The sequence below is a fragment of the Sporosarcina sp. P12(2017) genome (genome assembly GCF_002743035.1).
GTDB lineage: Bacteria > Bacillota > Bacilli > Bacillales_A > Planococcaceae > Sporosarcina > Sporosarcina ureae.
The window spans coordinates 25842-42687 of record NZ_PDYL01000024.1; the positions used below are offsets into that span (position 1 = coordinate 25842).

General features: G+C 33.5%; 14 protein-coding genes. All 14 read left to right on the top strand.

Annotated features, from left to right (window positions below; translation table 11 throughout):
• The first annotated feature begins 68 nt into the window (after window positions 1–68).
• A complete protein-coding gene (locus CSV80_RS15920; protein WP_099671660.1) occupies window positions 69–1901 on the top strand; it encodes a polysaccharide biosynthesis protein in 1833 nt (610 codons plus the stop codon).
• 154 nt (window positions 1902–2055) lie between these two features.
• Window positions 2056–3186, top strand: a complete 1131-nt coding sequence (locus CSV80_RS15925) for a DegT/DnrJ/EryC1/StrS family aminotransferase (RefSeq protein ID WP_099671661.1) — start codon at window positions 2056–2058, stop codon at window positions 3184–3186.
• Window positions 3186–3800 carry a sugar transferase gene (locus CSV80_RS15930; RefSeq protein ID WP_099671662.1) on the top strand — a complete coding sequence of 205 codons (615 nt, stop codon included), beginning with the start codon at window positions 3186–3188 and terminating at the stop codon, window positions 3798–3800. Before CSV80_RS15925 ends, CSV80_RS15930 begins: the two co-directional genes overlap by 1 nt.
• A gap of 2 nt (window positions 3801–3802) precedes the next feature.
• Entirely contained in the window at window positions 3803–4459 is a 657-nt protein-coding gene (locus CSV80_RS15935) for a NeuD/PglB/VioB family sugar acetyltransferase (protein ID WP_099671663.1), read from the top strand.
• A 119-nt stretch (window positions 4460–4578) separates the two neighbouring features.
• Window positions 4579–5781 carry a glycosyltransferase family 4 protein gene (locus CSV80_RS15940; protein ID WP_099671664.1) on the top strand — a complete coding sequence of 401 codons (1203 nt, stop codon included), beginning with the start codon at window positions 4579–4581 and terminating at the stop codon, window positions 5779–5781.
• Between the two features lie 19 nt (window positions 5782–5800).
• Window positions 5801–6823 (top strand): nucleoside-diphosphate sugar epimerase/dehydratase, encoded by a 1023-nt coding sequence (locus tag CSV80_RS15945; protein WP_099671665.1) that lies wholly within the window; start codon window positions 5801–5803, stop codon window positions 6821–6823.
• The gene (locus CSV80_RS15950; RefSeq protein ID WP_099671666.1) at window positions 6820–7929 is read left to right on the top strand and encodes a polysaccharide biosynthesis C-terminal domain-containing protein; all 1110 of its coding nucleotides are present in this window, start codon (window positions 6820–6822) and stop codon (window positions 7927–7929) included. Before CSV80_RS15945 ends, CSV80_RS15950 begins: the two co-directional genes overlap by 4 nt.
• A gap of 7 nt (window positions 7930–7936) precedes the next feature.
• Window positions 7937–9064 (top strand): non-hydrolyzing UDP-N-acetylglucosamine 2-epimerase, encoded by a 1128-nt coding sequence (wecB, locus tag CSV80_RS15955; protein ID WP_099671667.1) that lies wholly within the window; start codon window positions 7937–7939, stop codon window positions 9062–9064.
• Window positions 9061–10128, top strand: a complete 1068-nt coding sequence (locus CSV80_RS15960) for a glycosyltransferase (RefSeq protein WP_158231932.1) — start codon at window positions 9061–9063, stop codon at window positions 10126–10128. Before wecB ends, CSV80_RS15960 begins: the two co-directional genes overlap by 4 nt.
• Before the next feature lie 28 nt (window positions 10129–10156).
• Entirely contained in the window at window positions 10157–11371 is a 1215-nt protein-coding gene (locus CSV80_RS15965) for an O-antigen ligase family protein (RefSeq protein WP_099671669.1), read from the top strand.
• Between the two features lies 1 nt (window position 11372).
• Entirely contained in the window at window positions 11373–12515 is a 1143-nt protein-coding gene (locus CSV80_RS15970) for a polysaccharide pyruvyl transferase family protein (protein ID WP_158231933.1), read from the top strand.
• Window positions 12516–13016: 501 nt separating this feature from the next.
• A complete protein-coding gene (gene murJ, locus CSV80_RS15975) occupies window positions 13017–14546 on the top strand; it encodes a murein biosynthesis integral membrane protein MurJ (protein WP_099671671.1) in 1530 nt (509 codons plus the stop codon).
• A gap of 246 nt (window positions 14547–14792) precedes the next feature.
• Window positions 14793–15794 (top strand): nitroreductase family protein, encoded by a 1002-nt coding sequence (locus CSV80_RS15980; RefSeq protein ID WP_099671672.1) that lies wholly within the window; start codon window positions 14793–14795, stop codon window positions 15792–15794.
• A 537-nt stretch (window positions 15795–16331) separates the two neighbouring features.
• A partial coding sequence (locus CSV80_RS15985) for a magnesium chelatase domain-containing protein (protein ID WP_304442309.1) occupies window positions 16332–16846 on the top strand: 515 nt, incomplete at its 3' end.

The following is a 16846-nucleotide window of genomic DNA, read 5'->3' on the forward strand; positions in this document are numbered from 1 at the left end:
TAGATGTTCATACTCTAAAGTAACTAGTAAATATGTAATGGAAACACAACTTGAAAGGAGGAGCTCCTTTGACTGTACGCAAACGAATGACCATGCTGATTGCAGCCGATTCTATTATTGTCTTATTGTCGATCTATATCGGATACTTCATGCTTCATCCAGTTACTTCTGTTCTCTTTAATAAAATGTTGCTCATCAGTGCCATTACGATACAAATTGCCCACCACTTCTTTGCGTGGTATTACGGACTGTATCGAAAAGCTTGGTCGTATGCATCAATAGGTGAGTTAAAGTCTATTGTCAAAGCGGTCACATTCACTATCCTCGCAGTGATCGTGGTCCAATTCACCCTCACACAAGATGTCTATGTTCGCGCATTGGCTATCACGTGGATGCTTCACGTTCTACTCATAGGTGGATCTAGGCTATCGTGGCGCATTGTACGAGATGTTGTCATCAAAGACAAAAACACTGATATGAAACGCACGATGATCGTAGGTGCTGGACAAGCAGGCACGATGATTGCGAGACAAGTACTTCATAATCCTGAATACGGCATGCAACCGGTTGTGTTCGTAGATGATGATAAAATGAAAGAAGGTTTGGATATTTACGGCATGCGTGTCTACAGAGGAACGAAGAACATCCAGCAATTAGTGGACATGCATTACATAGATAAAATCGTCATTGCCATTCCCTCTATGGGGAAACAGCAAATGACAGAGTTAATGAAACGTTGTATCGACACAGGTGTCAAAACGCAAACGATTCCACGCATCGAAGATTTGATGACAGGAAAAGTATCCGTAAAAGACATGCGTGACGTCAAAATCGAAGATCTACTCGGGCGTGATGAAGTACAGCTCGATATGCAGGCTATTGCAAAAAAACTAACGGGTAAAACCATCCTCATCACTGGAGCAGGCGGTTCGATAGGTTCTGAAATTTGCAGACAAGTAGTCGAGTTCCGACCAAAGAAATTGATACTACTCGGTCATGGTGAAAATTCTATCTATACTATAGACATGGAACTGCGCCAAAAGGTTTCAGGAAAAACAGAAATATGTCCAGTTATCGCAGATGTGCAAGATCGTACGCGTATATTTGACTTAATGAGCGAACTCAAGCCAGATGTCATCTATCACGCGGCTGCACATAAACATGTACCGCTCATGGAAGGCAACCCGATGGAAGCCGTCAAAAATAACATCTTCGGTACAAAAAACGTAGCAGAAGCGGCTAGATTCTTTGGCGTTTCCCACTTCGTTCTCGTATCGACCGACAAAGCCGTCAACCCACCGAACATCATGGGTGCGACAAAGCGCTTCGCTGAAATGATTGTGCAAAATTTAGCAAAAGACAGCGAAACGAAATTCGCAGCGGTACGCTTCGGCAACGTCTTAGGTTCTCGAGGCAGTGTAGTCCCGTTATTCAAGCAACAAATTGCTAAAGGCGGCCCAATCACCATTACCGATCCAGAAATGACAAGATACTTCATGACCATTCCCGAAGCATCACGCCTAGTCATTCAAGCAGGAACGCTTGCACAAGGTGGCGAAGTATTTGTTCTCGATATGGGGGAGCCCGTCAAGATTATCGATTTAGCGAAGAACTTGATAAAGCTTTCTGGATATGAAGAAGATGAAATTGAAATCAAATACTCAGGCATTCGTCCGGGGGAGAAGTTGTTTGAAGAGTTGTTGAATGAAAATGAACGACAGAGTGAGCATGTCTTTCCGAAGATTTATATTGGGAAGGCTACGCCGATATCGGAGACGGAGCAGCTTTATGTACTCGATAAGTTGCCTGGTATGAGTAATGAAGAGTTGAAAGAGACGCTTGTTGGGTTGGCTAATCGGAAGTTTGTGGAAGCGCCGAAGAGAGAAGCGGAAGCATTATAAGGAAGAGGCCACGAGCCTCTTACCTCTTTACAGTTGTTGTATCAATAAACATACTAACTCCTATTTAGTGAGTTAGTAGTTAATTAGAAAAACTATTTCTAATTAAGTACTAGTCACTAAAAAACTAATTTAGCAACGAGAGGAAGTCTGAAAGATGAAATCGGCAATCACATATAACAAGATATTTTTATCATCACCCCATATGAGTGATGAAGGCTATGAAATGGAGTACGTAAAAGAAGCGTTTGATACAAATTGGATTGCTCCACTAGGCGAGAACGTGAATAAATTTGAAACAGAATTAGCGGAAATAGTCGGTTCAAAAGATGCCGCGGCTTTATCTTCAGGAACAGCGGCAATCCATTTAGCACTCAAAGCAGCTGGTGTAGGAGAAGGAGACATCGTCTTTTGTCCAACGCTTACATTCTCAGCCACCGCAAATCCGATCATCTATCAAAACGCAACACCTGTCTTTATAGATAGTGACTATGCAACGTGGAATATATGTTCAAAAGCATTAGAAGAAGCGATTAAAAAGTATCCAGAAGTGAAAGCAGTTATCGTGGTGCATCTCTATGGGCTATCTGCTGATATGGATAAGATAATGGCAATCTGTAAGAAGCATAGAGTAGCAGTGATAGAAGATGCTGCAGAGTCATTAGGGACATACTATAAAGGCCAACATACTGGTACATTCGGCGATTATGGTATCTTTTCTTTTAATGGAAATAAAATCATCACGACTTCAGGTGGCGGGATGTTGGTTTCTAATAATACAGAAATGATAGCAAAGTCTAGATTTTGGGCTACGCAGTCTAGAGATCAAGCAAGACATTATCAGCATAGCGAATTAGGTTACAATTATCGAATGAGTAATGTTTCAGCAGGGATCGGTAGAGGTCAACTAAAAGTGTTAGATCAGCGAGTAGAAAAGAAAACCGAAATCTTCAACTTCTATAAGAAAAGGCTAGGAGATTTAGAAGGTGTTGAGTTCATGCCAAGTAATATGTGGGATGAGCCTAACTATTGGTTAAGTTCAATGATTTTAACTGGTAAGGTTAGACCCATTGATATCTTTAACGCATTAGAAGCTGAGAATATTGAATCTAGACCTGTATGGAAACCGATGCATTTACAGCCGTTCTTTGAGAGGTATGACTTTGTTGGTGAAGGTGTGTCGGAGAAGTTGTTTGAGAATGGGGTTTGTTTGCCTTCGGATACGAAGATGACGGATTCTGATTTAGATAGAGTTATAAATGTTATTAAGGGGTTGTGGAAAGATTAATGAATGGCTTCTTTAAAAAGTATGTAAAAAGATTAATGGATTTTATATTATCTTTAATCGCTATTATTGTATTAAGTCCAATTCTCCTGATAGTTGCTATTCTTGTTAGAGTTAAACTTGGTGGACCGGTATTGTTTAAGCAGGATAGACCAGGACTTAATGAAGAAATTTTCACGATGTATAAGTTTAGATCAATGACGGATGAAAAAGATGAAAACGGAGTACTATTGCCAAATCACGTAAGACTTACGAAGTTTGGTAAGGTATTGCGTTCTACCTCGTTGGATGAATTGCCTGGACTCTTTAATATATTAAAAGGCGATATGGCAGTAATAGGACCTAGACCGTTATTAATTGAATACTTACCTCTTTATAATGAACGTCAAAAGCGTAGACACGATGTAAGACCGGGATTATCTGGTCTAGCGCAAGTTAATGGTCGTAACTTGATAACTTGGGAAGAAAAGTTTGATTACGATGTTCAATATGTAGAAAACATTTCCTTTGTATTGGATTGTAAAATAATAATAAAAACCATATTAAAAGTTTTTAAACGAGAAGGTGTTAACAGTAGCGAAACAGTAACCATGGAGAAATTTAAAGGGGATTTATAATAATGCAAAGGAAAGACGTTTATATAGTGGGAGCAGGTACATATGGTGAAGCTATGTGTGAACTTGCTGAAGTATTAGGCTATAAAGTTAAAGGATTTTATGATGAGGATGAAAAAAAAATAGGTGAATTTGTAATGGGGATTGAAGTCATTGGGAAATTCTCCGGTTTAGTAGACCATGAGATACAAAACAAACATTTTATTGTAGCAATTGGCAGTAATTCTGTTAGGTACAACATTATGATGGATATCACCCAATTAGGTGGGAAAACACCTACACTTATACACCCTTCAGCTGTTATTAGTCCAAGTGCAGATATTGGTAATGGCGTTTATATCCAAGCAAATGCGTATATTTGGACAAAAGTAAAGATTGACGATTTTTGCATTATAAGTCCCAATGTTGTAATCGCACATCATTCAAGTATCGGTAAAGCGTGTTTAATCTCCACACTTAGTGGGGTGGGAGCATCAATAAAGATTGAGAATAAAGTCTTTGTGGGAATGGGAAGTACTATTGTAACAGGTTTGTCATTAATAGGAGAAAATACTATTATTGGAGCCGGTGCAGTAGTACTAAAAAATACAAACAAGGATAGTGTATATGCTGGTGTGCCTGCTAAGAGAATTAGAAGTATTATTGAAATTACAGAGTCATAAATCACTAATTCATAAATGGATTAATCCAGAAAGAGACACTGTTAATAGTGAAAAATTAATGAAGTCATAGTTTAACTGTATTAAGAAACAGAATAAATCTGCAATGCAAGGGTGAGAAAATGAATATCTTATTTTTATCTATTGGTAGATTAAATAATATAGAAGATAAAGGTATATACACTGACTTATTACGACGTTTTAGAGATGAGGGACATAAGGTTTATGTTGTTAGTCCTAGAGAAAAACGTCAAAATAAGGCTACAGAATTTGCTAATGAAAATGGAGTTCACATTATTCGAGTTAAGATAGGAAATATTACTAAGGTAAGTGTGATTGAAAAAGGAATATCTACAGTTAGGATAGAAAAATTATTTCTTAGAGCCATAAAAAAATATATTAAGGATGTAAAGTTTGATTTAATAATATATTCTACTCCGCCGATCACATTTGAAAAAGTAATTCAATATGTGAAAAATAGGGATAACGCTTTGTCATATCTCCTACTAAAAGATATATTTCCACAGAATGCTGTAGACTTACAAATGATAAGTAAGAATAGTCCTATCTACTGGTATTTCAGGAATAAAGAGAAAAGATTATATATGAATTCAGACTACATTGGTTGTATGTCCCAATCAAATGTGGATTATGTCTTAGAAAATAACAAAGGAATATTACCCCACACCGTTGAGATATGTCCTAATAGTATAGACCCGATAGAGATAAGCTTTGATGAAACTGAAATATCCAGGATTAGGACGAAATACAACACACCATTAGATAAAACCGTGTTTATATATGGGGGTAACTTAGGAAAACCACAAGGTATAGACTTTTTAATTGAATGTTTGAAAGCCAACAAGACTAATCAGAAAATACACTTTGTAATTGCTGGATCAGGTACAGAGTTTAGAAAGATTAATAACTATTTCAACAAAGAAAAACCTACTAATGCTCAATTATTTGAGCAATTACCAAAAGAGGATTATGAAGTTCTAGCTAATTCTTGTGATGTAGGTTTAATATTTCTTGATAAACGTTTTACAATACCTAATTTCCCGTCAAGACTTCTTTCATATATGCAGGCATCAATGCCAGTACTGGCAGCAACAGATGTAAACACAGATATTGGGAAGGTGATTGAAGAAGGAGAGTTTGGATATTGGTGTGAGAGCGGTGACGTTGAACAATTCAATAAAAAAATACAGCAGTTATGTGAGTTTAAATCAAGAGAACAAATGGGGATAAACGCAAGGAGATACTTGGAAGAAAATTACACAGCCAAGCACTCGTATGAAATAATAATGAGTCATTTTGAATGATGAGAATAGAGGGTATCAAATGTTCAAAGATAAAATCCTATTAATAACAGGTGGAACTGGGTCTTTTGGAAATGCAGTAATGGAACGATTCTTAAATTCGGATATTAAAGAAGTTCGTATTTTTTCACGTGATGAAAAGAAACAGGATGATATGCGTAAGCAATATAATAATGACAAATTGAAATTTTACATTGGTGATGTCCGTGATCTTGCAAGTGTGAAATATGCAATGAACGACGTCGATTACGTATTTCATGCTGCTGCACTCAAACAAGTTCCATCGTGTGAATTCTTTCCGATGGAGGCAGTAAAAACAAATGTCATTGGTACAGAGAATGTATTAAATGCATCAATTGAATATGGCGTTAAAAAAGTTATATGTCTTTCAACTGATAAAGCTGCCTATCCAATCAATGCGATGGGGATTTCAAAAGCAATGATGGAAAAGGTGTTTGTTGCCAAAGCCAAAACGGTCTCTCCTAATAAGACACTCATATGCGGGACAAGATACGGAAATGTTATGGCTTCACGCGGCTCAGTTATCCCACTTTTCGTAGAACAGATTAAAGCTGGTAAGCCACTTACTATAACAGATCCAGGTATGACTAGATTCCTTATGAGTCTCGAAGAAGCAGTTGAACTTGTAGTTTTTGCTTTTAAGAATGCTGATGCAGGGGATATTATGGTTCAAAAATCTCCAGCCTCTACAATTGCAGACTTAGCACAAGCTGTAAAAGAAATTTTTAATGCTAATAACGAAGTTAAAATAATTGGTACTCGACACGGTGAAAAACTATTTGAGACCCTCCTTACAAGAGAAGAACATGTTGTAGCAGAAGACTTAGAAGGTTTTTATAGAGTCCCAGCGGATAATCGTGATCTTAACTATGATAAATACTTTGAAGAAGGTAATGAGAAACTTTCAACGGATGAGGAATACAACTCACATAATACATACCGACTTTCAATAGAGCAAATTAAAGGTAAACTTTTAGAACTACCTTATATTCAGGATGAATTGAAAGGGTGGAATAGTAAGTGAAAATACTTATAACAGGTGCTGCAGGGTTCCTTGGTAAAAACTTAGTAGCCGAGTTGAGAAATCAAGGGTATGAAGATTTATACTTATATACAAGAAATAATACTTTAAATGATTTGGAAGAATACACCAAAATATGTGACTTCGTATTTCATTTAGCCGGAGTAAACAGACCTGAAAATGAAGCAGAATTTATGGATGGAAACTATGGTTTGACATCCAAGTTATTAGAACTATTAAAAAAAAATAACAACAAATCAACGATACTTATCACATCTTCGATTCAAGCTGAAAAAGAAAATCCTTATGGTATTAGCAAAAAAGCTGGCGAGGATTTACTGTTCAAGTACTCAGTAGAAACAAGTGCAGAGGTATTAGTATATAGGCTACCTAATTTATTTGGAAAGTGGAGCAAACCTAACTATAATACAGTTGTTGCGACATATTGTTACAATATAGCTAGGGACTTAGACATTCAAATTAATAATCCAAAGGCAGAACTAACTTTGTGCTATATAGATGATGTATTAGTGGAATTTGTTAAAGCACTTAAAGGAAATCCAACTAAAAAGGATAATCATTGTTTTGTAAAACCTAAATATACAATAAGATTAGAGGAATTAGCAAGCCTTATTAAAAGCTTTAAAGAATTTAGAACAAATTTAAGCGTTCCTAATATGGATGATCCACTTACTAAAAAATTATACAGTACATATTTAAGTTTTTTACCTACAGATGAATTCGCTTATGATTTGAAAATGAATATAGATAATAGGGGTTCCTTTACGGAGTTTATAAGAACAGCCGATAGGGGCCAAGTATCTGTTAATGTTTCCAAACCAGGTATTGAAAAAGGTAATCACTGGCATCACACAAAAAATGAAAAATTCCTTGTAGTTAGTGGTGTAGGCTTGATACGGTTTAGAAATATTTATACAGATGAAATTATTGAATATGAAGTAAGTGGAGAAAAGCTACAAGTAGTCGATATACCAGTAGGGTATACGCATTCTATAGTTAATATAGGGGATGTAAACTTAGTAACTGTAATGTGGGTGAATGAAAGTTTTAATCCCGAAGATCCTGATACATACTTTTTGGAGGTATAAAGCTATTATGAAAAAATTAAAAGTAATGACAGTCGTAGGTACTAGACCAGAAATCATTCGACTTTCGGCAGTAATAAATAAATTAGAAGAGTCAAATGCAATCGAACATATACTTGTTCATACTGGTCAGAATTATGATTATGAATTAAATGAAGTGTTTTTCAAAGATTTTAAATTGAGAAAGCCAGATTACTTCCTGAACGCGGCAACCGGAACAGCAGTAGAAACAATTGGTAATATATTAATTAAAATAGATCCCATTATGGAAGAAGTAAAACCAAATGCTTTATTGGTGTTGGGAGATACAAACAGCTGTTTATGTGCGATTGCAGCAAAAAGAAGACAGATTCCTATATTCCATATGGAAGCTGGCAATAGATGCTTCGATCAAAGGGTACCAGAAGAAACGAACAGGAAAATTGTTGATCATACAGCGGACATTAACTTAACTTATAGTGATATTGCAAGAGAATACTTGTTAAGGGAGGGGCTGCCTGCTGACCGAATAATAAAAACTGGGAGTCCAATGTTTGAAGTTCTAAACTCAAGAAAAGGAAACATTGAAAAGTCAGATATAGTTAAAAAACTAAATCTAGAAAAAGAAAAATATTTCGTAGTATCTGCTCATCGCGAAGAAAATATAAGTTCCGAAAAAAGATTCATGGATTTATGTGATAGTTTAAACGCTATTGCAGAGAAGTATGGCATGCCAATAATTATCAGCACTCATCCTAGGACACAAAAAATGATTAATGCTAAAGGTGTTAAATTTAATTCGTTGATAAAAACTATGAAACCGCTAGGTTTTAATGATTACGTGAAGCTCCAAATGAAGTCGAAAGTAGTTCTTAGTGATAGTGGAACGATTAGTGAGGAATCATCAATTCTTGGATTTAGAGCTCTTAATATTAGGCAAGCACATGAAAGACCAGAGGCTATGGAAGAGACTTCTGTTATGATGGTTGGATTAGAAAAGGAAAGAATATTACAAGGGCTTGAAATATTGGAGTCACAAGGCGAAAGTACATTAAAGCTAGTTGGCGATTATGCGATGCCGAATGTTTCAGAGAAAGTATTAAGGATAATTTTATCTTATACAGATTATGTTAATAGGGTTGTATGGAGGGAGAAATGAGAGTAGTAGTTAATAATATTGCAGCCAGTACTAGTGGTGCATTATCAATTTTGAAGAGTTTTTATAAATACATTTCAAGTTCGAAAGTAGGTAAAGAACACGAATGGATTTTTTTATTAAATGATAACTATATTGAAGAAACTGAAAATGTTAAAGTAATAGTGCTAAATAATGTAAAGAAAAGTTGGAAAAACCGTTTAGAATTTGATTTTATCAGTGGGAAAAAAATTATAACTGAATTAAGACCAGATGTAGTATTTTCTCTTCAAAATACTATTATTTACGGATTAGATTATCCTCAAATCCTTTATATGCATCAAGCAATACCATTTCAAAAAGAAAAGAGATTTTCTTTTTTAAAACCCGAAGAAAGAACTTTAGCTATTTATCAATATCTCATCGGTAGGGTGATAAAGAAATCAATAAAAAAAGCTGATAAAGTAGTTGTTCAAACAAACTGGATTAAGGATGCCGTAATAAAAGATACAAACATATCGCCCAAAAAAATTACAGCTATACTTCCGCCCTTTGAAGATAAGGCTAATAGGTATAAGTCCCATCATCCATTCAAAGCTAATAATTTCTTTTATCCCGCTGCTGAAAGTTTATACAAAAATCATAAGTGTATATATGAAGCTTGTTCTATATTGAATAATAAAGGTACGAAAAACTTCGAAATATCATTAACTATTAAAAATAAAGAAGACATAGAGAATATCTCATATTTAGGGGAAATTCCATTTGAGGAAGTGATGTATCGGTATAATACTTCAACGTTAATATTTCCCTCTTATATTGAGACCGTGGGCCTTCCGTTAATGGAAGCAAGACAAATAGGAACCTTGGTTCTAGCAGCAGATTGTGCATACGCCAGAGAAGTATTGCAGGGATATGAGAATGTTTATTTTTTTGACCCCTTTAAACCCCAAGAATTAGCTTACTTATTAGAGAAAGTATTGCTAAAAGAAATACAACCTAAAATAATGGAACAAGCGGACGATAAAAATCAAGCAAATAGTTGGATTGAAGTAATAGAAATATTAATTGAGTCAATGGTGAAATAATATCTAAACCTTTTATGAGGAGAGAGTAATGAATTTTAATAAAAGCATTAAAATAAAAAGAGCTTATGTATCCTTATATATTTTATTTTTACTAATAATATTCTATACATTCTTTGATCTACAAAATAGTGCAAGTATAGGCATAAAAGAAGCAGAGCGCGGAACGGTCTATATATTTCTTATATCTATCATTTCTCTTCTTGTTATTTACTTAATAGGTCATCTCAAAGATATAAGATTAAGTATATTCAGTATTACACTTATTCTTTTAACTTTTTGGATATTATTCGTTAATATAATACAAGAAGCTCCTATTTGGACTTCCGGAGTGCATATAGGTCTATCGTTTTGGTGGCTTGTAACCTATCTATTTTTTCGTACTTTTTTAAGTAATAATGGAGAAGCTTATAGAGAAATAAGAAGCTTTATTCAAGTTATGGTAGTTATATATTTTGTTGCTTCAATATATGCGTCGTTTAAAATCTCAAGTACTTATGAGGTTATTGCTACAGTTAATTTGGTTTACTATATGATTATATTTCTTCCATTTATTTTATTAATTAATAGTAAATACAAAAAAATTAATTCGATTTTAATAATTTTAATCGTTATGATATCTATGAAAAGAGGTGCCTTGATTGTTTTCCCACTAATGATGATAGCCTATTATTCATTAGAAGGGGTTTTAAAAAGGTATGGTCTCTCTTATTTTTTAAAAATGGCTGGTTTATTGATAGCTTTCCTAATTTCCTTTAAATTGATTGATAGATTTACTGATGGCTATCTACTAAGTCGCTTTTCAAAAGAATCCCTTGCGGATGGTTCTGGTAGAAATGAAATTTTTGCTACAGCAATCAACAATATATCAAATAGGTCTCTTATCGATTTTCTAATTGGAAAAGGCAGTGGTTCAAGTATTACTTCGCTTGGCACAGGTGCCCACAATGAGTGGTTGGAGTTTATGTTTAACTTTGGTCTTGTTGGAACAATTTTGTACACTGTATTATGTTTTAGTATATTAATAAAAGGCATCAAATTATTTATGAGAGGTTCCTCTAATGCATCATCCTACAATATAATGTTGATCTATATTACTGTAGTGGGTATGTTTGGTGGTATATATTTTGTTCACTCTACATTTTACGTTTTTGCATTCTATGGAATTGTTGATAGTATTGAATTTAATAATAAAACTAGAAAATATAAACTTGAAGCTAATAAAAAAGAAATTGGATGTGGATAAGGTGAAAACAGTCGGTATAATTACTTTCCATAATACTATTAATTATGGAGGTATACTACAAACATATGCCTTACAAAAGGTAATTAGAGAAATGGGTTACGATGTTGAAAATATTAATTATGTGAATAACGAGAAGACGTATGCTAAATATAGTAAAAAAAGAAGAATTCTTCAATATATATGGCGGAATATCTTTTGCCCATTATTTGGGGGAGCAGAAAGGAAGAAAAAAACTAATGAATTTCGCGAAAAATATATAAAACTATCCAAAAATGTTCATTCTATAGACGGTATAGTTCATCCGTCAGTTATATATGATATGTATATTACAGGAAGTGATCAAGTATGGAACTTCCATCTAACAGGAAATGACTCTGCCTACTTTCTTGATTTTGCTCCACGAGAAAAGAAAAGGGTTTCCTATGCTGCGAGTTTTGGCTTTTCCCAATTACCTGATAATCAAAAAGAGAGATATTCTGAATTAATTTCTAAATTTGATGCTCTATCGGTTAGAGAAATACAAGGAAAGGAGATTATTAATTCTTTACTAAAGAATAAGCAAGTATCCGTAGTTTTAGATCCTACATTATTATTAGATAAGAAAGAATGGGCTGAATTACTTGGTAATACAGAAGTGTGTAACGAAGAGGGATATATTTTATGTTATTATATGCCTGGAGATAAAGTTTTAACAGATGGAATAAAGGCAATTGCCGATAAGTTATCACGCAGAACAGGAAAAAAAGTGATTAATATAGGTAAAAAAGAGTATAATAAGTTAATGTTTTGGGAAGTGAATTTAACAAGTGAAGGTCCACTGGAATTTATTAACCTATTTAAAAACGCTTCTTACATAGTCACGAATTCTTTTCATGGAACAGCATTTTCTATTATTTTTAAAAAAGAATTCTTTATACCTGAAAATAAAAAAATGACAGGAGTAAAACAATTAAACTCACGTATAATATCATTACTAAGCATTTTAGAATTAAGTAATAGGTTAGTCCCTGTAGATCAAATTAAAAATACCGCGTATGACAAATTTAGTGAAATAGATTATAAAAATGTCTACAGTTTGTTAAATGTTGAAAAAGATAATTCACTAAAATTTTTAACTACGATTTTGAAAGAAGAGCAGCAATAAAAAATAGCACTAAGATTATAGGAATAAATTTTTGAGTTACTTTGTTTCCTTAATCTCTTAAGGGAAATATATGTATGATAGATTATATAACTAAATGTATGCTAGGTTTTGAAGAATTCCAAACAATCAATATAGACTTTGAAGCGTCATGAATTGCAGTTTTTCAGTATGTTAAATTATAGTACAACCTAAAACGGATCTATGGGGCAATAAACTACTTAACAATGCAACAAGTAGAAACCTTACGTAGAAGAGAAGCTTTTTAATAGAAAATAGACATTGGGACTTAAATTAACCCTGCCTACACATTTTTAGGAACGACTTAACAATGTGAGTCCATGATATAGAAATAGATTCAGATGGTTAAGTTTATTCAGTAGTTAATATTTTAACCCTTTGAAAAACTGTATATATTATAATGACGGTTGAAACATGAAAAAATCCAATATCAAACATTTAAATTTGATTAATTTTACATTAGATGATTTTTGAGGTGAAAGTATGGCCAAGGCTGTTGTATGGATAACGATTTTTACAATTATCTCTAATATTTTAGGACTAACTAGGGATTTGATTCTTGCCTACTTTTATGGAGCAACTGAAATTAGTGATGTTTATATAATTTCGTTAACAATACCCAATGTCTTATTTGGTTTACTAGCAACAGCCGTAGCAACCGGTTATGTACCTATGTATACAAGAATTATGAATGAATACAATGAAGAAGAGAGCAAAAAATTCACAAATAATTTACTCAATATATTATTAATAATCTCTACATTCATTATTTTTGTAAGTATTGTTTTTACTGAGCGATTGGTAAAACTATTTGCTTTTGGATTTGAGGGAGAAATTTTAGATTTAGCTATAATTTTCACTAGAATTAGCCTCTTAGGAATTTATTTCACTGCTTTAGTATCGATATTAAAACCATACCTCCAATTAAATAATAACTTTATTATCCCAGCGCTTATTGGTATTCCTTTAAATATTACCTATATAATAGCTATTTACCTAAGTACTAAATTCAGTGTCTTATTACTTGCGATTGGTAATGTCATAGCTATTTTATCTCAATTTTTACTTTTACTTATTTATTCTCTAAAAAACAATTATAAATTTAAATTATCAATAAATGTAAATGATCAATTCATTAAATCACTTTCTATTATTGCAGTACCTATTATTTTAGGTACCGGTGTTTATCATTTTAATGTTATTATCGATAGAACGCTGGCTTCCGGAATTATGCTGGGGGGTATTTCTGCGTTAAACTATGCTAATAAGGTAAATGCATTCATTCAGGGGTTATTCGTACTATCTGCTGCAGCTGTTTTTTATCCGGTCGTATCGAAGCTTGCAGTTGAAAAAGATACTTTTGAATTTAAGAAGATTATATCAGTTACTATTACCTGTATCCTTCTTTTGGTTACACCAGCAACCTTTATCGCTATGCTATTCTCTGAACCCATAATTACTTTATTGTTTGGTAGGGGTTCATTTGATAAGAATGCTATTCTAATGACATCGAGTGCATTATTTTTTTATTCTATAGGAATGATAGGGTTTGGATTAAGGGAAATTCTTTCTAAAGTTTTTTATTCATTGCAAGACACTAAAACGCCCACTATAAACGCGACAATAGGAGTTATTTTAAACATAATACTAAATTTTATATTATCTCAATATCTTGGTATAGGTGGTTTAGCACTCGCTACAAGTATTTCTGTATTATTCACAGCAATTTTGTTAGCGATAAACCTTAGGAGAAAAATTGGGTCTTACGGTTTGAATTTAATAGCTAAAACATTTTTGAAAATACTTTTTTCTTCAATAGTTATGGGAATAGTTGCAAAGTTTAATTTTAATATATTAGCAGTTACTCTTAACCAAAATTTAACAATGATGATTACAATTATAATTGCGATACTAACGTATTGTATTGTTATTTATTTTATGAGAATTAATGAAGTCAAAGATATTATTTTAAAAATAAAAAAGAAAAGCTTCCTGAAAATTAATCGTGGATAATCTTGATATGTATTATATGTAGGGATTTAAAAGTTATATGAATTTACTATACAGAAAAGATGTGTCAAAACTAATTGTAAATTAAAGCTTTTCAAGATGAAGAATTTGCTTATTACTTATTCTTATATGATAAGAATATCTTTTGAAGAATGTATGAGATGGAAAGTGGGCGAAAATAGGTGTGAGAATGCGGAAGAATTTTAAATAATAATTTTTTAACATTAGAAATTTACGAGGGTGGTAAATATGAAAGAAATTGCAAAGATCTTTTTACCAAGATTTATATTAAAAATCTTAATGTATATTAAATTTAAATTAGATTTATTATTAGTTTTTTTCTATGACTATAGTAAATACTTAAATTCATCTTTTGGAAACCCGAAAAACAACTCTGAAGAACAGCTAAGAAATAAAATCACTCTTTATTATCATGCGTTAGAAAAAGGGTTGAGTCATTCGAATATACGCTTGGGATTTGGACAATATGCTCTAAATGAATTATTTGAAACACTTGAAGAATACGTTCAAAAAGGATTCTCAATTGAAGATATTAGATTTAAAACTGGTATATCAACAATCCAAGAATATATTAATTTACACAATTTAAAAGGGCAACCAACTACTGATTTGAGTAGTCGTCTTTCTCAATTAGCTAATAATATTACTAAGTCAGGTGGATCACTAATAATAAATAAGAATGATTATGTAAACGGTTCTGATTCAAGCTTTGCAGATCTAGTTAATAGTAGACATAGTGTTAGAAGCTTCTCGAATGAAACAGTAGATCTGGACTTGATTAATCAAGCGATAAATTTGTCTATGAAAACTCCATCTGCATGCAATAGGCAGCCATGGAATGTTTATGTTATAAAGAATAATGAGTTAAGAAAAAAAATATTAAAAGTACAAGGTGGTTTAAATGGTTTTGGTGAAAACATGGATTCATTATTAATGATCACCACGGATAATTCAGCTTACGGAAGTGCTAACGAACGTAATGCCGGATATATAGACGGAGGATTATTTTCAATGACTCTATTGTATTCGCTTCACAATTTAGGGCTAGCAACTTGCATGTTAAATGCATCATTTAATATCAATAAGTATAAGAGTATAGGAAAGTTATTAGATTTAAAAAAAGGTGAAAGTATCATAATGTTTATCGGGGTAGGTCATATGCCTACTTCTGTTACGGTTACAAAATCTCAAAGAGACAATTTTAGAGATATAACAAAATATTATATTTAGGCCAATTGTACAATCAAGTTAGCCACCTGAATTCAAACAAAAAAATGCCACAATAAAATTTCGTGTATCATTGGAGTTGCGAAACAAACAATAAAAAATGCTACCTATTATATGAAATAGATTTAGTAAAATGTGAAGAAACCATTGTTTTCAGGGTATAAGAGAGTACCAATCACAGAACTTCTTACCCAACCTGTGTAGTGCAAAATAGAAGTACAGAGTTTTGAAAAGGAAAAGTACATAAAAAATCGCTACCTGTGCATGACACAATTCAGGCACTAGTCTGACAATTCGAGAATATGGAAAATGAAAAGTCAACTAATCGTGTAAACGATCGGTTGGCTTTTTTGTTATAAAAGAAAATAATTGAAGAATTGATTTCTTCTATTGTAATCGCAAATGAAATTCAATTCTTCTTTTATAAAACATGATACCTATGCCGTTTCTCTTTTCAAGAATTCAATTTTGCTGTTTTGACCATGCTGCATCATCTCCGCTATACTCAGTACAATCAGATTTAGCAAAGAGGGTGAAGAGATGGCGTCGACTGTGATGAGTATTGGGTTGCAAGGATTAAAAGGGGAACGGGTCCGTGTGGAGGCTGATATACGCATCGATAAGGAACAGTGTGTAATTATTGGGTTGCCGGATGCGAGTATCAAGGAATCGAAAGAGCGTATTTTGAGTTGTTTGCACCATTTGGATTTTGATTTGACGATGAAGAAGATTACGATTCATTTGTCGCCTGCGGATATACGGAAGAGTGGGACGGGTTTTGATGGTGCGATGTTGCTTGCTGCTATTCAGGAGCTGACGGATCAGCCTTTGCCGCTGGATGATTCCATCTGCGTCATTACGTCTCTATCGCTACATGGTGAGTTGGTTCCGTTCCATGGCTTGTTGCCTGCAATTCAGCAAGCGTTGACGTTAGGCTTCAAACGGATCTATCTGCCACCGGTGGATGTGTCGTTTCTTGACTTTGCGCAAGATGTGGAGTTGATTCCGCTTCCGACAGTGGAAGCGTTGCTTGAGCATCTTCGAGGACAGTCTAC

Excerpts from the sequence above, each read along its gene's own strand:
- murJ (WP_099671671.1), top strand. The coding sequence starts at position 13,017 with ATGGCCAAGGCTGTTGTATGGATAACGATTTTTACAATTATCTCTAAT.
- CSV80_RS15935 (WP_099671663.1), top strand. The coding sequence starts at position 3,803 with ATGCAAAGGAAAGACGTTTATATAGTGGGAGCAGGTACATATGGTGAA.
- CSV80_RS15940 (WP_099671664.1), top strand. The coding sequence starts at position 4,579 with ATGAATATCTTATTTTTATCTATTGGTAGATTAAATAATATAGAAGAT.
- CSV80_RS15925 (WP_099671661.1), top strand. The coding sequence starts at position 2,056 with ATGAAATCGGCAATCACATATAACAAGATATTTTTATCATCACCCCAT.
- CSV80_RS15965 (WP_099671669.1), top strand. The coding sequence starts at position 10,157 with ATGAATTTTAATAAAAGCATTAAAATAAAAAGAGCTTATGTATCCTTA.
- CSV80_RS15960 (WP_158231932.1), top strand. The coding sequence starts at position 9,061 with ATGAGAGTAGTAGTTAATAATATTGCAGCCAGTACTAGTGGTGCATTA.
- CSV80_RS15980 (WP_099671672.1), top strand. The coding sequence starts at position 14,793 with ATGAAAGAAATTGCAAAGATCTTTTTACCAAGATTTATATTAAAAATC.
- CSV80_RS15930 (WP_099671662.1), top strand. The coding sequence starts at position 3,186 with ATGAATGGCTTCTTTAAAAAGTATGTAAAAAGATTAATGGATTTTATA.
- CSV80_RS15945 (WP_099671665.1), top strand. The coding sequence starts at position 5,801 with ATGTTCAAAGATAAAATCCTATTAATAACAGGTGGAACTGGGTCTTTT.
- wecB (WP_099671667.1), top strand. The coding sequence starts at position 7,937 with ATGAAAAAATTAAAAGTAATGACAGTCGTAGGTACTAGACCAGAAATC.